Origin of the sequence: Pseudomonas corrugata, assembly GCF_050920615.1 — a bacterium.
GTDB lineage: Bacteria > Pseudomonadota > Gammaproteobacteria > Pseudomonadales > Pseudomonadaceae > Aquipseudomonas > Aquipseudomonas corrugata.
The window spans coordinates 2,655,780-2,676,600 of the sequence record NZ_CP130434.1; the positions used below are offsets into that span (position 1 = coordinate 2,655,780).

Here is a 20,821-nt window from a genome sequence, read left to right on the forward strand (position 1 = left end):
CCCGGTAGAATCGCTGCTCCATCTCTTAGGGATCAAGACATGCCGTACCGCGTCTTATTCGGCAGTCTGTTGCTGCTGTTGTCTTTTGCCGCAGCCGCCAAGGATCCCGTGCCAGCGCTGTCCTACACCCGCGACATCCAGCCGATCTTTACCGAGAAATGCGTGGCCTGCCACGCCTGCTACGACTCCGCCTGCCAGTTGAACCTGGGCAGTGGCGAAGGCGTGGCCCGGGGCGCGAGCAAAATGTCGGTGTATGACGGCGAGCGCCGCGAGGCCGCCGTCCCGACCCGCTTGTTCTATGACGCTTCCGGCCCGCAGGCCTGGCAGCGCAAAGGCTTTTATTCCGTGCTCGACGCCCAGGGCAGCCAGGCTGCGTTGATGGCGCAGATGTTGGCGCTGGGGCACGGCGCGCCGCTACAGCCCAACGCCAAGCTGCCGGAAGAGATCGTGCTGGGTCTCGGGCGTGAAAACAGCTGCGCGATGCCGGGGCAATTCGATGGATACGCCGCCGCGCACCCCAGGGAGGGCATGCCCATGGCGGTCACCGGCCTGACCGAGCAGCAATACCAGACCTTGCAGCGCTGGCTGGCCGCCGGCGCCCCCATCGACCAGCAAGCCTTGGCCCCAAGTGCCGCTGAAGCCTTGCAGGTGGTGCAATGGGAAAACCTGCTCAATGCCCCCGGCGCCAGGGAAAGCCTGGTGGCCCGCTGGTTGTTCGAGCATTGGTTCCTGGCGCACATCTATTTCAAGGACGGCGAGCCGGGGCATTTCTTCCAGTGGGTACGCTCGCGCACACCCAGCGGCCAGCCGATCGACCTGATCAACACCCGTCGTCCGAACGACGACCCCGGTACCCGCGTCTATTACCGGCTCTGGGCGGTGCAAGGGGTGATCGTGCATAAGACCCACATCACCTACGGGCTGAGCGCGGCCAAGATGGCGCGGATCAAGAGCCTGTTCTACAAGGGTAACTGGCAGGTAACGGCGTTGCCCGGCTACGGGCCGGAACGCCGGTCGAACCCGTTCTCCACCTTTGAAGCGATTCCGGCCCAGGCCCGCTATCAGTTCATGCTCGATAACGCCGAATATTTCGTGCGCACCTTTATCCGTGGCCCGGTGTGCCGGGGTCAGATCGCCACTGATGTGATCCGCGACAACTTCTGGGCGCTGTTTCAGGCCCCTGAGCACGACCTGTACATCACCGATCCGAACTATCGCGGGCAGGCTACGCCATTGCTGGCGATGCCGGGGCAGAACGACGATGTAGGCAGCGTCGTCAGCCTGTGGCTCGACTACCGGGACAAGCGCAACGCCTACGAGGCCCTGCGCCGGGACAATTACGCCGAATTGCCGGCGCCGAGCTGGTCGGCGCTGTGGGCTGGTAACGACAATGCTTTGTTGAGTATTTTCAGGCACTTCGACAGCGCTTCGGTCACCAAGGGGTTGATTGGCGAAGTACCGCAGACGATGTGGTTGTTCGACTTCCCGTTGCTGGAACGTACCTACTACCAGTTGGCGGTGAATTTCGATGTGTTCGGCAACGTGTCCCACCAGGCCCAGACGCGGCTGTACTTCGACCTGATTCGCAATGGCGCAGAACAGAACTTCCTGCGACTGATGCCGGCCGATGCCCGGGAAGGTTACCTCGATGACTGGTACCAGTCCGGCGGCAAATTCAAGATGTGGCTGGATTACGAGAGCATCGACAATGACAAGCCGACTGCCCTCAAGCTTGATGGGCGCGATCCCAAGGGTGATTTCGCCCGGCAATTGCTGCTCCGTTATGGCGAGCTGAATGCGCGCCCCGATCCGATCAACCGTTGCGACGGCGCCTATTGCTCGCGTCCGAACATCGTTCCGGACCTGCAGAACGCCGAGCAGTCTCTCAGTCGGCTGGTGTCGCGACCGGCGGCGGGGCTTCGGGTCATCGACCAGTTGCCGGAAACGACGATGCTGCGCGTCGAAACCGCCGACGGTCATCGCGAGATCTACAGCCTGTTGCGCAACCGTGCCCATAGCAACGTGGCGTTCCTGCTGGGCGAGGAGCTGCGTTACCAACCGGGGCTGGACACGTTGACGGTTTACCCGGGGGTGCTCAGCAGCTACCCGAACTTCATGTTCAATATTCCCGCCGCGCAAGTCCCTGCGTTCGTCGACGCCATGGAGAATGCCCAGGATGAGCAGGCTTTCGAGCGGATTGTCGAGCGTTGGGGGATTCGCCGCAGTCACCCGCAGTTCTGGCACTACTTCCATGACCTGAGCCGTTACATCGAGGAAACCGAGCCCTTGGAGGCCGGCGTGCTGGACATGAATCGCTACCAGAACCTCTGATCGACGTATCCGGCGGCGCCCCCGTGCCGCCGGCTGCTTTCCTGACAAAAATACTGGGACTTTGTCCGGCGCCCTGATTTGGCGTAAACTGCCGGCAAGCCTGCGAGGAGTTTCCATGACCGCCATTACGATTACCGATGCCGCCCACGATTACCTGGCCGACCTGCTGTCCAAGCAGAACACGCCGGGTATCGGGATCCGCATCTTCATCACCCAGCCCGGCACCCAGTACGCAGAGACGTGCATTGCCTACTGCAAGCCGGGGGAAGAAAAACCCGAAGATACCGCGTTGGGGCTCAAGAGCTTTACCGCCTACATCGACTCGTTCAGCGAAGCGTTCCTGGACGATGCAGTGGTCGATTACGCCACCGACCGGATGGGCGGCCAACTGACCATCAAGGCACCGAATGCGAAAGTGCCGATGGTCAACGCCGACAGCCCGATCAACGAGCGCATCAACTATTACCTGCAAACCGAGATCAACCCGGGGCTGGCCAGTCACGGCGGCCAGGTATCGCTGATCGACGTGGTGGAAGACGGCATCGCCGTGCTTCAGTTCGGCGGCGGCTGCCAGGGCTGTGGCCAGGCTGACGTGACCCTGAAGGAAGGCATCGAGCGCACGCTGCTCGAGCGTATCCCGGAACTCAAGGGCGTGCGCGACGTGACCGACCACACGCAGAAAGAAAACGCTTACTACTGATTGTTGCAGCCTGGACTACCGCAATCGCGAGCAGGGCTCGCTCCCACAAGGATTGGGCTGAACGCTGAATTTGCGATCACCCAGAACTCTGTGGGAGCGAGCCCTGCTCGCGATTGCGGCGGTACATTCAACATCATTTCTGCCTGATCCACCGCTATCGCGAGCAGGCTCGCTCCCACAGACAGTGGATATTGAGCGGTCAGGGCCTGTAGAGATGGGCATGCCCGGCGCGGTAGAGCGATGATTCGCTGAACACGTCGTTGCCCAGCACCCGTCCCACCAGAATCAGCGCCGTGCGGCGAAAGCCCTTGGCCTGCACCTTTGCGGCAATGTCGGCCAGCGTCCCCATGACCCAATCCTGATCCGGCCAGGTCGCCCGGTGAATCACGGCAATCGGGCAGTCCGCGCCGTAGTGGGGCAACAACTCTTCGACGATTCTTTCCAGATGATTGACCCCCAGGTGGATCGCCATGGTCGCTGTGTGCTGCGCCAGGCTAGCCAGTTCTTCACCGGCGGGCATCGCGGTCTTGTCCGCGTAGCGGGTAAGAATCAAGCTCTGGGAGACGTCCGGCAAGGTCAGTTCGGCACCCAGCAGGGCGGCGCAGGCTGAGGTCGCGGTCACGCCTGGAATGATTTCGAAGGGGATGCCCAGTTCCCGCAGGCAACGTATCTGCTCGCCGATAGCGCCGTACAGGCTCGGGTCGCCGGAATGCACCCGGGCGACGTCCTGACCGTTGCGATGGGCTGTCTCCATCAGCGCGATGATCTGTTCCAGGTGCAGTTCAGCGCTGTTGATCACCTGTTCGGCGCAATGGCCCTCGAGCACGGCGGCGGGCACCAGGGAGCCGGCATAAATGATCACCGCGCAGCTGCGCACCAGCCGCTGGCCCTTGACGGTGATCAGTTCCGGATCGCCGGGGCCGGCGCCAATGAAGTAGACGGTCATGACCGGTTCCTGAAAAAAGAGGGGAGAGCGATGCCTGAATGAAGATCGCTCATGATCCATGGAGGGCGATTATCGGTTTTTACGACGCGACCGCCAATGCCAGTGTGGCCTGGGCGCACTTCTGGCGAGGAATACGCAAGGTGGCAGCGGTCTGCCCCAGTTGTTCGGCGAGGGCCAGTGCCGCGCTTTCGGCAACGCCGTAGCAACCGGTGCGCTCGAAAGCGATCTGCGAGCGGTGGCTGAGGCGTTCCCGGTAACCCGACAACTGGCCGGCATTGAAGAAGGTCAGCGGCAGGGCCAGTTGCCCCGCCAATGCCAGCAGGCCCGGTTCGTCACACTTGAGATCGATACTGGCCAGGGCCCCCACCGCTTCAAGCGCGATGCCGTGGTTCAGCAATGCCTCATCCAGCAACGCGCGCAACACGCTGGCCGGGCAACCGCGCTGGCAGCCCAGGCCGACCACCAGCACCTGGTCGTTGCTCATGCCTCGTGGTGAGCTTGGCCGTCACGGCGGAACAGCCAGGTACTGATCAGGCCGAGGGCCAGCCAGAACGCGACGTTGGTCAATTGCGAGGCAATCTTGAATTGGCTTTCAAGGGCTTCGGGCGCCAGCATCGAGTGGACTTCCGGCTGCGGTGCGCCGATGACATGGGGCACCAGCAAAGTCGCCACGCCCAGCAGTTTGAGCAGCCAATGCCTGCCGAACGCGATCAGGGCGATGCCCACGGCCGTGGACGCTGCGGTGCCAATCCACCACATCTGTCGTTGAGCCAGGTCGGCCGCGGCAGTGCCGGGCAGTTCCGGCGGCAGGCCAAGGGTCGGCGCGAGGACGAAGGTGGCATAACCGGCCAGGCCCCAGAGCAGGCCTTGGGAGGTGCGGGTAGGTGTACGCAAGGTGTACAGGCCCGCGAGCATCAGGGCGAAACCCACTGCGACCACCAGGTTGCCACCGGTGGTGGACAGCACGCGCTGCCAGCCATCTTCGGGTTCCCAGGCTTCGGCATCGTGGGTATGGGCGACGCCGTCGGCATGCTGATGGGCCTCGACAGGGGCTTCGGCAGCCGGGGCTTTTTCATAGGTCTCGGCCTGCAGGATCAGCGGCGAAACCCATAGGCTTTGCAGGAGGGTCAGCAGCAGGGCGGCCAGCAAACCACTGAACCCGGCGGTTTGCGCGATACGCTTGATCATGTCGGCAGGTCTCAATGGCACGGGAAGGCGGCGCTGTGGCGGGTGTCGTGGGCCGCGTTGTGCACCGCCTCGATGTGGGAGAAACCGGCGAAATAGACCAGGCCAGCCCCCAGGATCGAGGCGAGGATTGCCGCGCTCAGGCGCTGGCTCAGGGCCGTGGTGTTGCTGGCGGTGCGGGCGGTGGTGCTGATGGTCGACATGGCGCTTCCCTCTGTTCTTGTCTTGGCCAGTGGGTAGATCGAGCGCAATGAAACCCCGGGCCAAGGCCCGTCAGGATCCGAACAGCGCCCGCCCACCGCGGGTTTGTTGATGTTTGAGTCATGGGCCGGTCTCCGGGCTCACGAGGGGCAGGGCCTGGGCCTTGCCTGCAAGCGTCACCTTCCCATGCCATCAGGCACAGTGGATCTGACGCTTCGCTCGCTTACCGTTGCGGGGGCAGCACCGGACTGACGTGGCCTTGAAGTAAAGCACACGATTCACCGGTTTCCCGTTTCACCCTGTGAAGGGCACCCGTAACTAGGCGCACAGGAGAGCATAGGGCGGGGTGGGGCGTCAATTGTCAGCAACTGGATCTGATGTGGGAACACCCTACCGTGGGAGCAAAGCTTGCTCGCGATCCAGACGACGCGGTGCTATGGAGCAAACCACGTCATCGTTTGTCGCGGGCAAGCCTTGCTCCCACGGTATGAGTTGTCCTTGAGCCTGCTTGCAGACATTGACCCGCCCGCACACCCTGCGTAGCCTTGCGCCTTCGAGGTTCTTCGGTTTGCGCCGAAGCTAAGAAGGGAACGCGGTCCAAGCCGCGGCTGCCCCCGCAACTGTGAACGGTGACGTTCCTGCCAGGCCACTGTGCATGCAGCACGGGAAGGCGCAGGAATTGCCAGGGCTTTCTATGAAAAGCCGGGACCGGCCCGCCGTCAGCCAGGAGACCTGCCTCGAGACAGATTCTCACTACAACCGGGCGGGGTGATCCGGTGGCGAAATCTTCCGCGCACGCCTGTGCCTGCGGTTGTCGTCCCGTTTGCCCGCCACCTTGCCAAAGGGCATCCGATGAAAACACTGGCCAAACTTCCCGTCACCATCGTTACCGGTTTCCTCGGCTCGGGTAAGACCACGCTGCTGCGACACATGCTCGACAATGCCCAGGGCCGACGTATCGCGGTCATCGTCAACGAGTTCGGCGAGCTGGGCATCGACGGCGAGATCCTCAAGCAGTGCTCCATCGGTTGCACCGAAGAAGAAGCCAGCGGCCGCGTCTATGAGTTGGCCAACGGCTGCCTGTGCTGCACCGTGCAGGAAGAGTTCTTCCCGGTGATGCGCGAGCTGGTGTCCCGGCGCGGCGACCTCGACCATATCCTCATCGAAACCTCCGGTCTGGCCTTGCCCAAGCCGCTGGTCCAGGCCTTCCAGTGGCCGGAGATCCGCAGTGCCTGCACCGTCGATGCGGTGATCACCGTGGTCGACAGTCCGGCCGTGGCCGCCGGCACTTTCGCCGCCTTCCCCGATCAGGTCGATGCCCAGCGCAAGCTCGACCCGAATCTGGACCACGAGTCGCCACTGCATGAACTGTTCGCCGATCAGTTGGCGAGCGCCGACCTGGTGATCCTCAACAAGGCCGACCTGATCAGCCCGGAAGACCTGGCGAAAGTCCGTCTTGAAGTGGCCGAAGAACTGCCACCGGCGGTCAAGGTCATCGAAGCCAGCAACGGTCGCCTGCCGCTGGAAGTGCTGATCGGCCTGGGTGCCGGTTCCGAAGAGCACATCGATAGCCGCCATAGTCATCACGATCACCACCATGACGGCGACGACGATGACCACGATCATGACGCCTTCGACTCCATTTCCATCGAGCTGCCCCAGGCCGACGAAAGCCTGCTGCTGGACGCGCTGACCCAATTGGTGGTCCAGCACGGCGTGCTGCGGGTCAAGGGTTTCGCGGCGATCCCGAACAAGCCGATGCGCCTGTTGATCCAAGGGGTTGGCACGCGTTTCGACAAGCATTTCGACCGGCAGTGGAACGCCGACGAAGCACGGGTAACGCGTCTGGTGTTGATCGGCCAGGCGCTGGATGCCGGGCTGCTTGAAGCGCAACTGCGCGCCGCCCTCAGCGTCTAAGTCATGCACCTGCTCAGGACTCAGCCCGGCGGCTTCGTCTCGGACGACAACATCGCCGACCTGGGGCAAACCCCCGCAGAGCTTGTGATCCTGTGCAGCGGCGATTCCAGCCTGGCGCTGTTGGCCGAAGCGGCGCGGCAGTTGCCGGATGATTACCCACAGTTTCGCCTCGCCAACCCGATGCAGGTGCAGAACCACGCTTCGGTGGATCTTTACGTCGAGGACGTGCTGCGTCACGCCAAGGTCATCCTGTTGTCACTGCACGGCGGTATCGGCTATTGGCGCTACGGCATCGAGCGCTTGATGGAGCTGGCCGGGCGCGGGGTGACGCTGATCCTGGTGCCGGGGGACGACCGTCCGGACCCGGAACTCAGCGACTTGAGCAACGTGCCCGCCGCCGACCGCGACCGGCTCTGGCAGTTTTTGCGCCAGGGTGGGCTAGGCAACGCCCTGGACCTGTTTCACAACCTCGGCAGCCAGTGGTTCGGTCGCGACTACGCCTGGGCTGAACCGCGGACCCTGCCGCGCACGGCCATCTACCATCCGCAGAAAACCAGTGCCAGCCTCGACGACTGGCAAGCCGGCTGGCAGGCCGATCAACCTGTGGCGGCGGTGCTGTTCTACCGTTCTCATCTGCAAGCGGCGAACACGGCGTTCATCGACGTGTTCTGTCAGCGTCTGCAAGTGGCGGGACTCAATCCGTTACCGATTGCGGTAGCGAGCCTCAAGGAGCCTGGTTGCCTGGCGCAGGTCGAAGACTGGCTGGACGCGGTCGAGGCAGGGGTGATCCTCAATACCACCGGGTTTGCCCAGTCGAGCCCGGAAGCGCCGCACTTGCGGCCGTTTCGTCGCAACATCCCGGTGATCCAGGCGATCTGCGCCCAGGACAACGAACCCGGTTGGCGTGCCAGCGAGCAGGGCCTGGGCCCGCGGGACCTGGCGATGCACATCGCCTTGCCGGAGCTGGACGGGCGGATCATCAGCCGCCCCATCAGCTTCAAGGACATGGCCTGGCGCAGCGAGCGCAGTCAGAGTGATGTGGTCTGCTACCGGGCCGTGCCCGAGCGCATGGATTTCGTTGCAGAGCTGGCCCGGCGCTGGACCGAACTGGCGCGCCTGCCCAATGGGCAGAAGCGCGTGGCGTTGATCCTCGCCAACTACCCGACCCGGGATGGACGCATCGGCAACGGTGTCGGTCTGGACACACCGGCGGCGGCGTTGAACATCCTGCGGGCCATGCAGGACGAGGGCTATCCGCTGCCCGCCGAACTGCCTGCCAGTGGCACCGCGCTGATCCAGCAGTTGCTGGGCGGGGTCAGCAACGACCTGGACAGTCTCGACCTGCGGCCGTGTCATCAGAGTCTGGCGCTGGAGGCTTACCAGGCCATGTTCGACACGCTGCCCGAGGCCAATCGCCAGGCGGTGCTGGAGCGCTGGGGCGCGCCCGAGACGGACCCGATGTTCCGCGCCGGTCGTCTGATGATCGCTGGCCTGCGTCTGGGCCTGACGTTTGTCGGCATCCAACCGGCCCGGGGGTATCAGGTCGATCCGAGTGCGGTCTACCACGACCCGGACCTGGTGCCGCCCCATGGCTACCTGGCGTTCTATTTCTGGTTGCGCCATACCTATGGTGCCCATGGCGTGATCCACGTCGGCAAGCATGGCAACCTCGAATGGCTGCCGGGCAAAGGCGTCGGGTTGTCGGAAAGTTGCTGGCCGGATGCGCTGCTGGGACCGCTGCCGAATATCTATCCATTCATCGTCAACGACCCAGGCGAGGGGGCCCAGGCCAAGCGGCGTACCCAGGCAGTGATCATCGATCATCTGATGCCGCCGCTGACCCGCGCCGAAACCTACGGACCGCTGCGTAACCTCGAGTTGCTGGCCGACGAGTATTACGAAGCGCAATTGCTCGACCCGCGACGTGCCCGAGAGCTGCAGCGGGACATCCTGAACCTGGTGCGCGAAACCCATATCGATCGCGAGCTGCAATTGGACGCCGACGCGGACGCGGCGATCTGGCTGCCGCGCCTGGACACCTACCTGTGCGATCTGAAGGAGTCGCAGATCCGCGACGGCCTGCACATTTTTGGCGAATCGCCCGGCGGACGGCTGCGCATCGACACCTTGCTGGCGTTGCTGCGCATCCCCCGGGGCGATGGCAAAGGCGCGCAGTCGAGCCTGTTGCGGGCACTGTCGAAGGCGTTCGGGCTGGGCTTCGATCCGTTGGACTGCGCCTTGGCCGACCCGTGGGCTGGCGACTGTCCCGAGGCGTTGCGGCAGGTCAGCGATGAGCCCTGGCGCACCGCCGGCGATACCCGCGAGCGCCTGGAGCTGTTTGCGGCAAGCTTGATCGAGCAGGCCTTGGAAGGCAGGGTCGAGCAATTGGAAGCGCCGGGTTGGCAGGACGTGAGCAGCATCATCGAGAGTCTGCGGTCCGTCGTGGCCCCGCGCCTGGATGCCTGTGGCCCGGCGGAAATGCGCGGCCTGCTCGATGCCTTGAGCGGACGCTTCGTGCCGGCGGGCCCCAGCGGTGCGCCGAGTCGTGGGCGCCTGGACGTGTTGCCCACCGGACGCAACTTCTTCTCGGTGGACGTACGCAACCTGCCCACCACCACGGCGTGGCGCATCGGTTTCCAGTCGGCGAATCTGATTCTGGAGCGGCACTTGCAGGATCACGGCGATCACCTGCGCCAGCTTGGCCTGTCGGTGTGGGGCACTGCCACCATGCGCACCGGCGGCGATGACATCGCCCAGGCCATGGCGCTGATGGGTGTACGCCCGGTGTGGGCTACGGGCAGCCAACGGGTGGATGATTTCGAGATCCTGCCGCTGAGCCTGCTGGATCGGCCCCGGGTCGATGTGACGCTGCGGGTATCGGGGTTTTTCCGGGACGCCTTTGCCAACCTGATCCGGCTGTTCGATGCGGCGGTGCAGGCCGTCGCCGCGCTCGATGAGCCGCCAGACATGAACCCCCTGGCGGCCAAGGTGCGGAGCGAGCGGGAGGCCCTGCTGGCTTCGGGCGTCGAGCCGGAAACGGCCGCCCGGCAGGCCGGCTGGCGGATCTTCGGCGCCAAGCCCGGAGCCTATGGCGCGGGCGTGCAGGGCGCCATCGACGGTCGCCTGTGGCAGAGTCGCGAAGACCTGGCCGAGGTGTACCTGAACTGGGGCGGCTACGCCTACGGCGGCTCAGATGAAGGCACCGCTGCGCGAGATCAGTTTTCCCGGCGATTGGGCCAGGTGCAAGCGGTGTTGCAGAACCAGGACAACCGCGAGCACGACCTGCTCGATTCCAACGATTACTACCAGTTCCAGGGCGGCATGCTGGCGGCGGTGGAAACCCTCGGTGGTACCGCCGCGGCCAGCTACCACGGCGATCACAGCCAACCGGACTTGCCCCGGATCCGTACCCTCAAGGAAGAGCTCAACCGCGTCATCCGTTCCCGGGCAGCCAATCCGAAGTGGATCGACGGGGTCAAGCGGCACGGCTATAAAGGCGCATTCGAACTGGCGGCAACGGTGGATAACCTGTTTGCTTTCGACGCCACGACACAGCTGATCGACGATCACCAGTACGCCTTGCTGGCCGATGCCTACCTGCTCGACCCGGACACCCGGGACTTCGTCCGTCAACACAACCCCGACGCCTTGCGGGACATGACCGAGCGCATGCTTGAGGCGCAGCAGCGGGGAATGTGGCAGGCGCCGGGGGCGTATCGCGAGGCGCTGGAGAATCTGTTGCTCGACATTGAAGAAGATGGTTGATGTGTACCATCAGCTGGCCATTTGCAGAACCTGTGGCGAGGTCGTCTGTGGGAGCAAGGCTTGCCCGCGATACAGGCGGCGCGGTCCGTCAGAAATCGAGGCGTCTTTTCGCGAGCAAGCTTTGCTCCCACAGTGCGGGGATAAATCCCCCTCGCCACAAGACTCTCTCCAAACCGACTTTACCGACCACCTTTGAGAATCGACCATGACCGACACCCCCCATTTCCCGCTCTCCGCCGTGGTCGGCGCCGATGACCTGAAACTGGCCCTGTGCCTGGCCGCCATCGATCCGAAGATCGGTGGTGTGCTGATCGAAGGTCCCCGGGGCATGGCCAAGTCGACCCTTGCCAGGGGACTGGCGGATCTGCTGGCCAGTGGGCAGTTCGTCACCTTGCCCCTGGGCACCACCGAGGAGCGACTGGTGGGCACCCTCGATCTGGACGCCGCCCTGGGGCAAGGGCGTGCGCAATTCTCTCCCGGTGTGCTGGCCAAGGCCGACGGTGGCGTGTTGTACGTCGATGAAGTGAACCTGTTGCCCGATCACCTGGTGGACCTGCTGCTGGACGTCGCCGCCAGTGGTACCAACCTGATCGAGCGCGATGGCATCTCCCATCGGCATCCGGCGCGTTTCGTGCTGATCGGCACCATGAACCCGGAGGAGGGCGAGTTGCGCCCGCAACTGCTCGACCGGTTTGGCCTGAACGTGGCCCTCGACGGTCATACCGCGCCGACGGAACGCGGACAGATCATTCGGCGACGGTTGGATTTCGACAGTGATCCCGTGGCGTTTTGCGCGCAATGGGCATCGGCCCAGGGCCAACTGCGCGAGCGTTGCCAGAACGCTCGCGAGCGCTTGTCACAGATTCCCCTGGACGATCAGGCCTTGGCGCAGATCACCGAGCGCTGCTTTGCCGCCGGCGTCGATGGCTTGCGCGCGGACCTGGTCTGGTTGCGGGCCGCACGGGCCCATGCGGCCTGGCGCGGGGCGCCGGTTATCGCCGCCGAAGACATCGATGCGGTCGCCGAGTTTGCCTTGCGCCACCGTCGGCGTGGGCACTCAGTCCCGGCACCTTCACCGTCCCAGGCGCCCTCGACTGGCGACCGAGCCGCCGAGCCGAGCGAAGGCCAGGGCCAGTGGGGCGATCTGCCGGCCCAGGCGCTACCGACCGGCGCCCGGCGTGACGTGCCGAGCTGGCCAAAAAAGCCCTAGGCATTCTCCCCCGTTCGGCCGCGGGGGCGAATGCCAGACCCCGTGCCGGGCTGTTGCAGCGGGGGCGTCAAGGCCGCAGCAAAGCGGCGGCCAGCGGCGTGGTGAATTGGCCGGGCACCTTGTTGAACGGTCGTCCGCGTTTGCGTGAAGACTTGCGTTGGCAGGCACGTCATCGCTCGCCCCATGAGCTCTGGCTGGTGATCGTCGATGCGTCGGCCTCGACCCGTCGTTATCGGGCCTTGAGCGATGGCAAGGGCCTGCTGGCGCAGCTGTTCGACGACGCCTACCGGCAGCGCGCCCGGCTGGCGCTGCTGACGGCCAGCGGCAGTGTCCCGAACTGGCAGGTGCAGGGGCTCAAGGCCTCGGCCGGTTTGCGCGACTGGCTCGACGGGCTGGGCGCCGGCGGCGGTACGCCGTTGCTGGCGGCGCTGCAGGAGGCCGGTCATTGGCTGGTCGCCCGGCGCAAGCGCTACCCAGCGGAGCAGCAAAGGGTGTTGCTGATGACGGATGGGCGAGTGAAGGAGGGCTTGCCGCTGTCGCCACTCGATTGCCCCTGCCTGTTGGTCGACATCGAGCGCGGCCCGATCCGCCTGGGCCGGGCCCGGCAGTTGGCGGAGCAGTTGGGGGCGGAGTATCGGCATATTGATGATGGGGTATCTGACTGATATCCGTTGGTTGGATGGGCCCCATCGCGAGCAGGCTCGCTCCCACAGGGAGTTGTGGCGTAGATCAATCATGTATTCACAGCACATCCCATGTGGGAGCGAGCCTGCTCGCGATAGCATCACCTCGGTCCCCGATCTACCCCAGTCGAATCCCTGATCTATGCTGAGGCAACTTCACAGGAGTGAACCATGCGCATACTCGTCACCAACCCCCAGGACGACTTCCGGGTCAAGGCCTATGCCGGTACCAATGGCGTGCTGCTCGCCATGGACCTGGCCGAATCGCGGCGCGAGGGCCTGTTGGGGTTTGCCATCGAGAAGCAGCAGGGCAACAAGCCCTGGTTGTTCCTGTTCAACAGCCTGACGTTCCCCGACAAGGCTCACACCTTCCCCCAGTTCCACGCCACGCCCAGCGACAAGGCGCCGTTGCAGAAATTTCGCTGGGCCGACTATGCCATCAATCCCGGTGTGACCATTCATTACCGTGTGCATCTGGCCTACGGCAGTCCCGACGCACCGCAATTGGGAGAGTCCCTGGAGGTCACGGTCACCAGCGATAACGGACAACCCGCCAACCAGCAAGTGATCTTCAATCGTGCCGTAGCCGCCAGCCAGGCGTTCCAGCGCAAGTTTCCCGAACTGGACGCGTTGATCAGTGCCAACCGGAGCCTGTCCATCGACGACTGGCCCGATGCGCCGCGGCGCTGGCTGGAGAACGGCCTGCTGGGACGCCTGACCGGCTTCATCGACCGGGCATTGGATGCCACCTGGGCCCTGGATGTCGCCATCTACGAGTACGAACTGCCGGTGATCATCGATGCGGTGAATGCCGCTTTCACCCGCGGCGCGCAGGTGCGGGTGCTGTACCACGCCGAGCCGGGCGACGACACCACACTGCGCAACGAGGCCAGCCTGGAAAAACTGCCGCCGGCCAACAAGCGGGGACGGGTGACCCAAGGCATTTTCCACGACAAGTTCATCGTCTTGAGCAAGGTCGATGGCAGCGGTGCGTTGGATCCCGAGGCCGTGCTCTGCGGCAGCACCAATTTCACCGCCAACGGTGTCTACCGCCAGGCCAATGTCGTTCATGTGCTGGACGACCCCCGGGTGAGCGACAGCTATCGCCAGGTGTTCGAGCAGATCTGGGCCGCACCCCGGGACGTCGATGCCACCCGCCAGTGGCTGACCCAGAGCAACCCCATGGACCCGCAGCAACGGTTATTCACCGGGTTCTCGCCGCGCACGGGAGAGGGCGACCTGGACCGCTTCGTCGAGATCATCAATGCCGCCCGCAAGGACCTGCTGTTCGTTACCGCCTTCGTCCTGCCCGACCGGATCCTTGACGCCTTGCTCGGCCAGCCCAACGACGATGTCCTGCGCTACGGCCTGCAAAACACCACCAGCCGCATCACTGGATTCCATGCCGACCGCACCGCCGAATTCGCCGCCACCGCGTTGCTCAACACCGGGCTCGAAGGCTGGCTCAGGGAAAACATGAAAGGCCAGAAGGGCAACCTGCTGGTGCACACCAAAGCCATCGTCACCGACTTCACCAGCGACACGCCAACCATCATCAGTGGCAGCCACAACCTCAGCGCCGCGGCCAGCAGCAATAACGACGAGAACTACCTCATCATTCAGGGCGACACCGACCTGGCCGACCGCTACGGGCTGGAACTGCTGCGTTTCTACGAGCATTACCGCTTTCGTTATTTCGCCAGGAAGCTCGCGCTCAAACAGGTCAAGCCGCTGGCGGTGGATGACAGCTGGAGCGATGACTATTACCGCGACGGGGATCTGCGGATGTTGTCGAGGGTGAGGTTTTGCGGCCGCTAGCGGCAGCGGCAATTATTGCTACAAGCGCAAGTAGTCCCGGCACCGCCGACCCTTGTGGGAGCGAGCCCGCTCGCGAAGACGGCTTCACATTCAGCATCAATTCCAACTGACCCACCGCTATCGCGAGCAAGCCCGCTCCCACAGAGGGCATGCGGCACCGGTTTGGGGCCTTGCTACCCGCGCGTCGTAGCCAACGGTAGCAGTCTCGGGATCACGTCCCAAGTCGTCCACGCCCGGCCGATTTCTCCATCTCCCTGATTCCATTCACTTTCCATTTTCCTCGCCCATGGGCGTCCAGCCTGTGGCACACTTTCTGCTGTCTATTCCGTTGTTACATACTATGTTCCGGTATAGCGGAATAAACTCATCCTGGAGTGCTTGCCATGCATCGCCGACCTTCCTTGTTCAAAGCGTGTGTTTTTCTCTTCGCGGCCACGACGGCTGCCATGGGTGTCGCTCAGGCGGCCGACAGCAAGCTGGACAGCGTGCTGCAACGGGGGAAATTGATCGTGGGCACGGGCAGCACCAACGCGCCGTGGCACTTCCAGGGAGCGGATGGCAAGTTGCAGGGGTTTGATATCGACATCGCACGGATGGTCGCCAAGGGGCTGTTCAACGATCCGACGAAAGTCGAGTTCGTGGTGCAGTCTTCCGATGCGCGGATTCCCAACCTGCTGACCGACAAGGTGGACATGAGCTGCCAGTTCATCACCGTGACCGCCAGCCGTGCCCAGCAAGTGGCCTTTACCTTGCCGTACTACCGCGAAGGCGTGGGCCTGTTGTTGCCGGCCAACAGCAAGTACAAGGAAATCGACGACCTCAAGGCCGCCGGAGACGGCGTCACCGTCGCGGTGTTGCAGAACGTCTACGCCGAAGAGTTGGTGCACCAGGCGCTGCCCAAGGCCAAGGTCGACCAGTACGACAGCGTCGACCTGATGTACCAGGCGGTGAACTCTGGTCGTGCCGACGCGGCAGCCACCGATCAGTCCTCGGTCAAGTACCTGATGGTGCAGAACCCTGGCCGCTATCGCAGCCCGGCGTATGCCTGGAGTCCGCAAACCTATGCCTGCGCGGTCAAGCGCGGCGACCAGGATTGGCTGAACTTCGTCAACACCACCTTGCATGAAGCCATGACCGGCGTGGAATTCCCCACTTACGCCGCATCGTTCAAGCAGTGGTTTGGCGTGGACCTGCCGTCGCCGGCCATCGGTTTCCCCGTTGAGTTCAAATGATCCCGTGAGCCCGGGGCACCCCATGCGGGCGCCCCGTCGAAGGTACTGCCGACCATGAATTATCAGTTGAACTTTGCCGCCGTCTGGCGCGATTTCGACACCTTGCTGGCGGGGCTTGGCCTGGGGCTTTCCCTGGCGCTGGTGTCGATCGCCATCGGTTGCGTGATCGGCCTGGCCATGGCATTCGCGCTGCTCAGCAAGCACCGTGTCTTGCGCGTGCTGGCGTCGGTGTATGTCACGGTGATCCGCAATACGCCGATCCTGGTGCTGATCCTGTTGATCTACTTCGCCTTGCCGAGCCTTGGCATTCGCCTGGACAAGCTGCCGTCGTTCGTCATTACCCTGTCGTTGTACGCCGGGGCCTACCTGACCGAAGTGTTCCGCGGTGGGTTGATGAGCATCCACAAGGGCCAGCGGGAAGCGGGCCTGGCGATTGGCCTGGGCGAGTGGCAAGTGAAAGCCTATGTCACCGTGCCGGTGATGCTGCGCAACGTGCTGCCGGCTTTGTCGAACAACTTCATTTCGCTGTTCAAGGACACGTCCCTGGCGGCGGCGATTGCCGTGCCGGAGCTGACCTATTACGCCCGCAAGATCAACGTGGAGAGCTACCGGGTGATTGAAACCTGGCTGGTGACCACGGCCCTGTATGTCGCGGCCTGTTATCTCATTGCCATGCTGCTGCGGTATTTCGAGCAGCGCCTGGCAATCCGCCGTTAGGAGCGTCCCATGTACGAATCCCCCAGTTGGTTGCATGAGCTTTGGGTTGCCCGGGAGACGCTGTGGGCCGGGTTCCTGACCAGCGTGCAATGTTCGTTGCTGGCGATTTTGCTGGGCACGGTGATTGGCCTGGTTGCCGGTCTGGTGCTGACCTACGGCCGCACCTGGATGCGCGCGCCGTTTCGCTTCTATGTCGACCTGATTCGCGGCACGCCGGTGTTCGTGCTGGTGCTGGCCTGCTTCTACATGGCGCCGGCGCTGGGCTGGCAGATCGGCGCGTTCCAGGCCGGTGTCCTGGGCCTGACGCTGTTTTGTGGTTCCCACGTGGCCGAGATCGTGCGCGGTGCCTTGCAAGCATTGCCCCGTGGACAGATGGAAGCCAGCCAGGCCATCGGCCTGACGTTCTTCCAGGCCCTGGGTTATGTGCTGCTGCCCCAGGCATTGCGGCAGATCCTGCCGACCTGGGTCAATTCCTCCACCGAGATCGTCAAGGCCTCGACCCTGCTGTCGGTGATCGGCGTCGCCGAGCTGCTGCTCAGCACCCAGCAGATCATCGCCCGGACCTTCATGACCCTGGAGTTCTACCTGTTCGCCGGGTTTCTCTTTTTCATCATCAATTACGCCATCGAATTGCTCGGGCGGCACATTGAAAAGCGGGTGGCCTTGCCATGACTGACGTTTCGACTCCCTCCAACGCCCAGCCGCTGCTCGACATTCGCGGCCTGCGCAAACAATACGGCCCGCTGGAAGTGCTCAAGGGCGTCGACCTGAGCATGCAGCGCGGCAACGTCGTCACGCTGATCGGCTCCAGCGGTTCCGGCAAGACCACGCTGCTGCGTTGCGTGAACATGCTGGAAGAGTTCCAGGGCGGGCGGATCATGCTCGACGGTGAGTCCATCGGCTATGACGAAGTCGACGGCAAGCGTGTGCGCCATCCCGAAAAAGTCATCGCCCGGCACCGCGCGATGACCGGCATGGCGTTTCAGCAATTCAACCTGTTTCCCCATCTGAGCGCGTTGCAGAACGTCACCCTGGGCCTGCTCAAGGTGAAAAAACTGCCCAAGGACGAAGCGGTGGCCCTGGCCGAGAAGTGGCTGGAGCGGGTCGGCCTGCTGGAGCGCCGCAACCACTTTCCCGGTCAGTTGTCCGGTGGCCAGCAGCAGCGGGTGGCGATTGCCCGGGCGATTGCCATGAACCCCAGTCTGATGCTGTTCGACGAAGTCACCTCGGCCCTCGATCCGGAGCTGGTGGGTGAAGTGCTGAACGTGATCAAGGGCCTGGCAGAGGACGGCATGACCATGCTGCTGGTGACCCACGAAATGCGTTTTGCCTTCGAGGTCTCCGACAAGATCGTCTTCATGAACCAGGGCCGAATCGAAGAGCAGGGCCCGCCGAAGGAACTGTTCGAGCGGCCGCAGTCACCGCGCCTGGCGGAATTTCTCAAGAACACTCGTTTTTAATCCATTGAACAAGGAGATTCACTCATGAGCATCAAGCGCTACGGTACCGGCAGCACCGCGGGTGGCGGGCAGCCACGGCCATTTGCCCGCGCCGTCGAGGCCGATGGCTGGCTGCACGTGTCCGGCCAGGTGCCGGCGGTGAACGGCGAGATCATCGCCGGCGGGATTGTCGAGCAGACTCACCAGACCATGAAGAATGTGATCGCCATTCTCGAAGAGGCCGGTTACGAGCTCAAGGATGTGGTGCGCTGCGGTGTGTGGCTGGATGACCCGCGGGACTTCTGGAGTTTCAACAAGGTGTTCGGCGAGTACTTCAGCCCCGAACACGCTCCGGCTCGGGCCTGTGTGCAGGCGAGCATGATGGTGGATTGCAAGGTCGAGATCGATTGTGTGGCCTACAAGAAAAAGTGAGGCCATCGCGGGCAAGCCTTGCTCCCACAAGATCAAGCTGTGCCTGTGGGAGCAAGGCTTGCCCGCGATAGCGATCTACCAGACGCCACCGCTGTCTGGTTACACTCGCGGCCAACTGAATGGGAACCCAAGACATGACCGAAGACACCATCAAACGCCGGGCCCGGGGACTGGATCGGGCGTTCGATATCCTCGATTTCCTCAAGGAGATCGGCCAGCCGCTGCGCCCGAACGACATTGCCAGCGGCATCGGCAGCCCCAAGTCCACGGTCTACGAACTGGTGGCATCGTTGCTGGAACGGCGCATTCTCGAGCCGGTGGGCAAGGATGGCCATGTCTACCTGGGCCGCCAGTTGTACTTTCTCGGGCAGGCGCATTTGCGGCATTTCGATTTGAGCCGCGAAGCCGATCAAGCCTTGCAGGAGATCGTCCGCCAGACCCGGGAAACCGCGCAGATGTGCTTGCTCAACGGGCGCAAGTACACGGTGGCGCTGATGAAGGAAGGCGAGCGGCATTTTCGCATTTCATCGGACATCGGTGAAAACGCGCCCATCCCCTGGACCGCCTCTGGCCGCCTGCTGCTGGCGCATCTGAGCGACCAGCAGATCGTCGATCTCGTCGACCCCGACGACTTCATCCTGCCGGACGGCGAGCGCCTGCCGGTGGAGCAGTTTATCAAGGAGATCCGCCAGGCCGGCCGCGACGGATTTTTCTCCTTCGACAGCGTTGCCGACACCTTCACCCACTGCTTCGCCGCACCGGTCAAAGACCCCGGCGGCGTGGCCATTGCAACCCTGTGCATCGTCGCCCCCCGGGCCGACGCCAAGAACAATTACGCCGACTACCGCCGGGTGCTGATCGACAGCGCCAACAGCCTGGCCCGGCGCATCAATGAATAGACGATAGCGGTCACCCGCGACCGTTAGAGGAGTTCGACCATGTCTTCTACCATTCAGGACGCTGCCGTAGAGAAGGGCGCCGCCACCGTCGGCGCTCACCTGTTGCGCGACGTCAGCCTGCCAGCGCTGGTGCTGCATCGCGAAGCGTTGGAACACAATATCCGCTGGATGCAACAGTTCGTCAGCAACAGCGGTGCCGAGCTGGCACCCCACGGCAAGACCAGCATGACCCCGGCGCTGTTCCGTCGGCAGCTCGATGCCGGCGCCTGGGGCCTGACTCTGGCCACTGCCGTGCAAACCCGTGCCGCGTACGCCCACGGTGTGCGGCGGGTGCTGATGGCCAACCAGTTGGTGGGCACGCCGAACATGGCACTGATCGCCGATCTGCTGGCCGACCCGACGTTCGAATTCCACTGCATGGTCGATCATCCGGACAACGTTGCCGACCTGGGCGAGTACTTCGCATCCCGCGGTGCGCGGCTGAATGTGATGATCGAGTACGGCGTGGTCGGTGGTCGCTGCGGCTGCCGGAGCGAGGCCGAAGTGTTGGCCCTGGCGGAGGCGATCCGGGCGCAACCGGCGCTGGCCCTGACCGGCATCGAAGGCTACGAAGGGGTGATCCATGGTGACCACGCCGTCAGCGGCATCCGAGCGTTCGCAGCGTCTTTGGTCGGGTTGGCGGTGCAGTTGCAGGACAGCGGCGCGTTTGCCCTCGATAAACCGATCATCACCGCCTCGGGTTCGGCCTGGTATGACCTGATCGCCGAATCCTTCGAGGCCCGCAATGCCCACGGGCGTTTCCTCAGCGTGCTGCGTCCCGGCAGTTACGTGGCCCACGACCATGGCATTTACAAGGAGGCCCAGTGCTGCGTACTGGAACGGCGCAGCGACCTGCACCAAGGTCTGCAGCCGGCATTGGAGGTCTGGGCCCACGTGCAATCGCTGCCGGAGCCGGGCTTCGCGGTCATCGCCCTGGGCAAGCGCGACGTGGCCTACGACGCGGGGTTGCCGGTGCCGCTCAAGCGTTACAAACCCGGATCTGACGTGATAGCCGGCGACGATGTGAGCGCCTGCAAGGTGACGGCGGTGATGGACCAGCACGCCTTTATGACGGTGGCGCCGGGGGTTGAGTTGCGGATCGGCGACATTATTGCGTTCGGTACTTCCCATCCGTGCCTGACCTTCGACAAATGGCGGGTGGGATGCCTGGTGGATGAGCAATTGCGGGTGGTCGAAAGCATGGAGACTTGTTTCTAGGCTTGAAACCGAGTTGCGCCTATCGCGGGCAAGCCTTGCTCCCACAGGTCCTGCTCCCACAGGTCCTGCTCCCACAGGTCCTGCTCCCA

18 protein-coding genes and 2 riboswitches are annotated in these 20,821 nt (G+C 63.6%); of the genes, 14 read left to right on the plus strand and 4 right to left on the minus strand.

Annotated elements, in window-relative coordinates; translation table 11 throughout:
- The first annotated feature begins 39 nt into the window (after positions 1–39).
- Together QZH45_RS12240 and nfuA are read left to right on the plus strand one after the other, a co-directional pair.
- Complete coding sequence (locus QZH45_RS12240) at positions 40–2,331, plus strand: fatty acid cis/trans isomerase (protein WP_055135714.1); 2,292 nt, start codon at positions 40–42, stop codon at positions 2,329–2,331.
- Between the two features lie 115 nt (positions 2,332–2,446).
- Complete coding sequence (gene nfuA, locus QZH45_RS12245; protein ID WP_024781251.1) at positions 2,447–3,031, plus strand: Fe-S biogenesis protein NfuA; 585 nt, start codon at positions 2,447–2,449, stop codon at positions 3,029–3,031.
- 199 nt (positions 3,032–3,230) lie between these two features.
- Here the strand turns inward: nfuA and cobM are convergent, their stop codons facing one another.
- The 4 genes from cobM to QZH45_RS12265 all read right to left on the minus strand — a co-directional run bounded on the left by cobM (position 3,231) and on the right by QZH45_RS12265 (position 5,365).
- Positions 3,231–3,977 (minus strand): precorrin-4 C(11)-methyltransferase, encoded by a 747-nt coding sequence (cobM, locus tag QZH45_RS12250; RefSeq protein WP_055135715.1) that lies wholly within the window; start codon positions 3,975–3,977, stop codon positions 3,231–3,233.
- Between the two features lie 79 nt (positions 3,978–4,056).
- A complete protein-coding gene (locus tag QZH45_RS12255) occupies positions 4,057–4,461 on the minus strand; it encodes a cobalamin biosynthesis protein (RefSeq protein ID WP_055135716.1) in 405 nt (134 codons plus the stop codon).
- The gene (locus QZH45_RS12260; protein WP_055135717.1) at positions 4,458–5,165 is read right to left on the minus strand and encodes a CbtA family protein; all 708 of its coding nucleotides are present in this window, start codon (positions 5,163–5,165) and stop codon (positions 4,458–4,460) included. The genes QZH45_RS12255 and QZH45_RS12260 overlap by 4 nt, the downstream gene beginning before the upstream one ends.
- Positions 5,166–5,176: 11 nt before the next feature.
- Positions 5,177–5,365 (minus strand): CbtB domain-containing protein, encoded by a 189-nt coding sequence (locus tag QZH45_RS12265; RefSeq protein WP_055135718.1) that lies wholly within the window; start codon positions 5,363–5,365, stop codon positions 5,177–5,179.
- Between the two features lie 106 nt (positions 5,366–5,471).
- Positions 5,472–5,694, minus strand: a riboswitch (cobalamin riboswitch).
- 208 nt (positions 5,695–5,902) lie between these two features.
- Positions 5,903–6,117: riboswitch (cobalamin riboswitch) on the plus strand.
- 98 nt (positions 6,118–6,215) lie between these two features.
- Here QZH45_RS12265 and cobW point away from each other — a divergent pair.
- The 12 genes from cobW (at position 6,216) to QZH45_RS12325 (ending at position 20,732) form a co-directional block, all read left to right on the plus strand.
- Positions 6,216–7,280 carry a cobalamin biosynthesis protein CobW gene (cobW, locus tag QZH45_RS12270; protein ID WP_024781246.1) on the plus strand — a complete coding sequence of 355 codons (1,065 nt, stop codon included), beginning with the start codon at positions 6,216–6,218 and terminating at the stop codon, positions 7,278–7,280.
- A 3-nt stretch (positions 7,281–7,283) separates the two neighbouring features.
- Positions 7,284–11,045: a cobaltochelatase subunit CobN gene (gene cobN, locus QZH45_RS12275; RefSeq protein ID WP_069018522.1), complete on the plus strand. Its 3,762-nt coding sequence runs from the start codon at positions 7,284–7,286 to the stop codon at positions 11,043–11,045.
- Between the two features lie 205 nt (positions 11,046–11,250).
- Positions 11,251–12,255 carry an ATP-binding protein gene (locus QZH45_RS12280; protein WP_055136308.1) on the plus strand — a complete coding sequence of 335 codons (1,005 nt, stop codon included), beginning with the start codon at positions 11,251–11,253 and terminating at the stop codon, positions 12,253–12,255.
- 53 nt (positions 12,256–12,308) lie between these two features.
- Complete coding sequence (locus tag QZH45_RS12285; protein ID WP_231995044.1) at positions 12,309–12,920, plus strand: vWA domain-containing protein; 612 nt, start codon at positions 12,309–12,311, stop codon at positions 12,918–12,920.
- Positions 12,921–13,109: 189 nt separating this feature from the next.
- On the plus strand, positions 13,110–14,756 hold the full coding sequence (locus tag QZH45_RS12290) for a phospholipase D-like domain-containing protein (RefSeq protein ID WP_055136204.1): 1,647 nt from the start codon (positions 13,110–13,112) through the stop codon (positions 14,754–14,756).
- 383 nt (positions 14,757–15,139) lie between these two features.
- Positions 15,140–15,988 (plus strand): transporter substrate-binding domain-containing protein, encoded by an 849-nt coding sequence (locus tag QZH45_RS12295; protein ID WP_024781241.1) that lies wholly within the window; start codon positions 15,140–15,142, stop codon positions 15,986–15,988.
- A 54-nt stretch (positions 15,989–16,042) separates the two neighbouring features.
- A complete protein-coding gene (locus tag QZH45_RS12300; protein ID WP_003182819.1) occupies positions 16,043–16,705 on the plus strand; it encodes an amino acid ABC transporter permease in 663 nt (220 codons plus the stop codon).
- A gap of 9 nt (positions 16,706–16,714) precedes the next feature.
- Entirely contained in the window at positions 16,715–17,377 is a 663-nt protein-coding gene (locus tag QZH45_RS12305) for an amino acid ABC transporter permease (protein WP_055136205.1), read from the plus strand.
- Entirely contained in the window at positions 17,374–18,165 is a 792-nt protein-coding gene (locus tag QZH45_RS12310; RefSeq protein WP_047703615.1) for an amino acid ABC transporter ATP-binding protein, read from the plus strand. Before QZH45_RS12305 ends, QZH45_RS12310 begins: the two co-directional genes overlap by 4 nt.
- A gap of 24 nt (positions 18,166–18,189) precedes the next feature.
- Positions 18,190–18,576, plus strand: a complete 387-nt coding sequence (locus QZH45_RS12315; RefSeq protein ID WP_024781238.1) for a RidA family protein — start codon at positions 18,190–18,192, stop codon at positions 18,574–18,576.
- Between the two features lie 134 nt (positions 18,577–18,710).
- A complete protein-coding gene (locus tag QZH45_RS12320; protein ID WP_024781237.1) occupies positions 18,711–19,475 on the plus strand; it encodes an IclR family transcriptional regulator in 765 nt (254 codons plus the stop codon).
- A 39-nt stretch (positions 19,476–19,514) separates the two neighbouring features.
- Complete coding sequence (locus QZH45_RS12325) at positions 19,515–20,732, plus strand: amino acid deaminase (RefSeq protein ID WP_024781236.1); 1,218 nt, start codon at positions 19,515–19,517, stop codon at positions 20,730–20,732.
- Positions 20,733–20,821: the final 89 nt, after the last annotated feature.

What these genes read in the sequence shown, in the direction of transcription:
- QZH45_RS12310 (WP_047703615.1), top strand. Translation starts at nt 17,374, where the DNA reads ATGACTGACGTTTCGACTCCCTCCAACGCCCAGCCGCTGCTCGACATT.
- QZH45_RS12280 (WP_055136308.1), top strand. Translation starts at nt 11,251, where the DNA reads ATGACCGACACCCCCCATTTCCCGCTCTCCGCCGTGGTCGGCGCCGAT.
- QZH45_RS12295 (WP_024781241.1), top strand. Translation starts at nt 15,140, where the DNA reads ATGCATCGCCGACCTTCCTTGTTCAAAGCGTGTGTTTTTCTCTTCGCG.
- cobM (WP_055135715.1), bottom strand. Translation starts at nt 3,977, where the DNA reads ATGACCGTCTACTTCATTGGCGCCGGCCCCGGCGATCCGGAACTGATC.
- QZH45_RS12305 (WP_055136205.1), top strand. Translation starts at nt 16,715, where the DNA reads ATGTACGAATCCCCCAGTTGGTTGCATGAGCTTTGGGTTGCCCGGGAG.
- cobW (WP_024781246.1), top strand. Translation starts at nt 6,216, where the DNA reads ATGAAAACACTGGCCAAACTTCCCGTCACCATCGTTACCGGTTTCCTC.
- QZH45_RS12255 (WP_055135716.1), bottom strand. Translation starts at nt 4,461, where the DNA reads ATGAGCAACGACCAGGTGCTGGTGGTCGGCCTGGGCTGCCAGCGCGGT.
- nfuA (WP_024781251.1), top strand. Translation starts at nt 2,447, where the DNA reads ATGACCGCCATTACGATTACCGATGCCGCCCACGATTACCTGGCCGAC.
- QZH45_RS12320 (WP_024781237.1), top strand. Translation starts at nt 18,711, where the DNA reads ATGACCGAAGACACCATCAAACGCCGGGCCCGGGGACTGGATCGGGCG.
- QZH45_RS12240 (WP_055135714.1), top strand. Translation starts at nt 40, where the DNA reads ATGCCGTACCGCGTCTTATTCGGCAGTCTGTTGCTGCTGTTGTCTTTT.
- QZH45_RS12260 (WP_055135717.1), bottom strand. Translation starts at nt 5,165, where the DNA reads ATGATCAAGCGTATCGCGCAAACCGCCGGGTTCAGTGGTTTGCTGGCC.
- QZH45_RS12300 (WP_003182819.1), top strand. Translation starts at nt 16,043, where the DNA reads ATGAATTATCAGTTGAACTTTGCCGCCGTCTGGCGCGATTTCGACACC.
- QZH45_RS12325 (WP_024781236.1), top strand. Translation starts at nt 19,515, where the DNA reads ATGTCTTCTACCATTCAGGACGCTGCCGTAGAGAAGGGCGCCGCCACC.
- cobN (WP_069018522.1), top strand. Translation starts at nt 7,284, where the DNA reads ATGCACCTGCTCAGGACTCAGCCCGGCGGCTTCGTCTCGGACGACAAC.
- QZH45_RS12265 (WP_055135718.1), bottom strand. Translation starts at nt 5,365, where the DNA reads ATGTCGACCATCAGCACCACCGCCCGCACCGCCAGCAACACCACGGCC.
- QZH45_RS12290 (WP_055136204.1), top strand. Translation starts at nt 13,110, where the DNA reads ATGCGCATACTCGTCACCAACCCCCAGGACGACTTCCGGGTCAAGGCC.
- QZH45_RS12315 (WP_024781238.1), top strand. Translation starts at nt 18,190, where the DNA reads ATGAGCATCAAGCGCTACGGTACCGGCAGCACCGCGGGTGGCGGGCAG.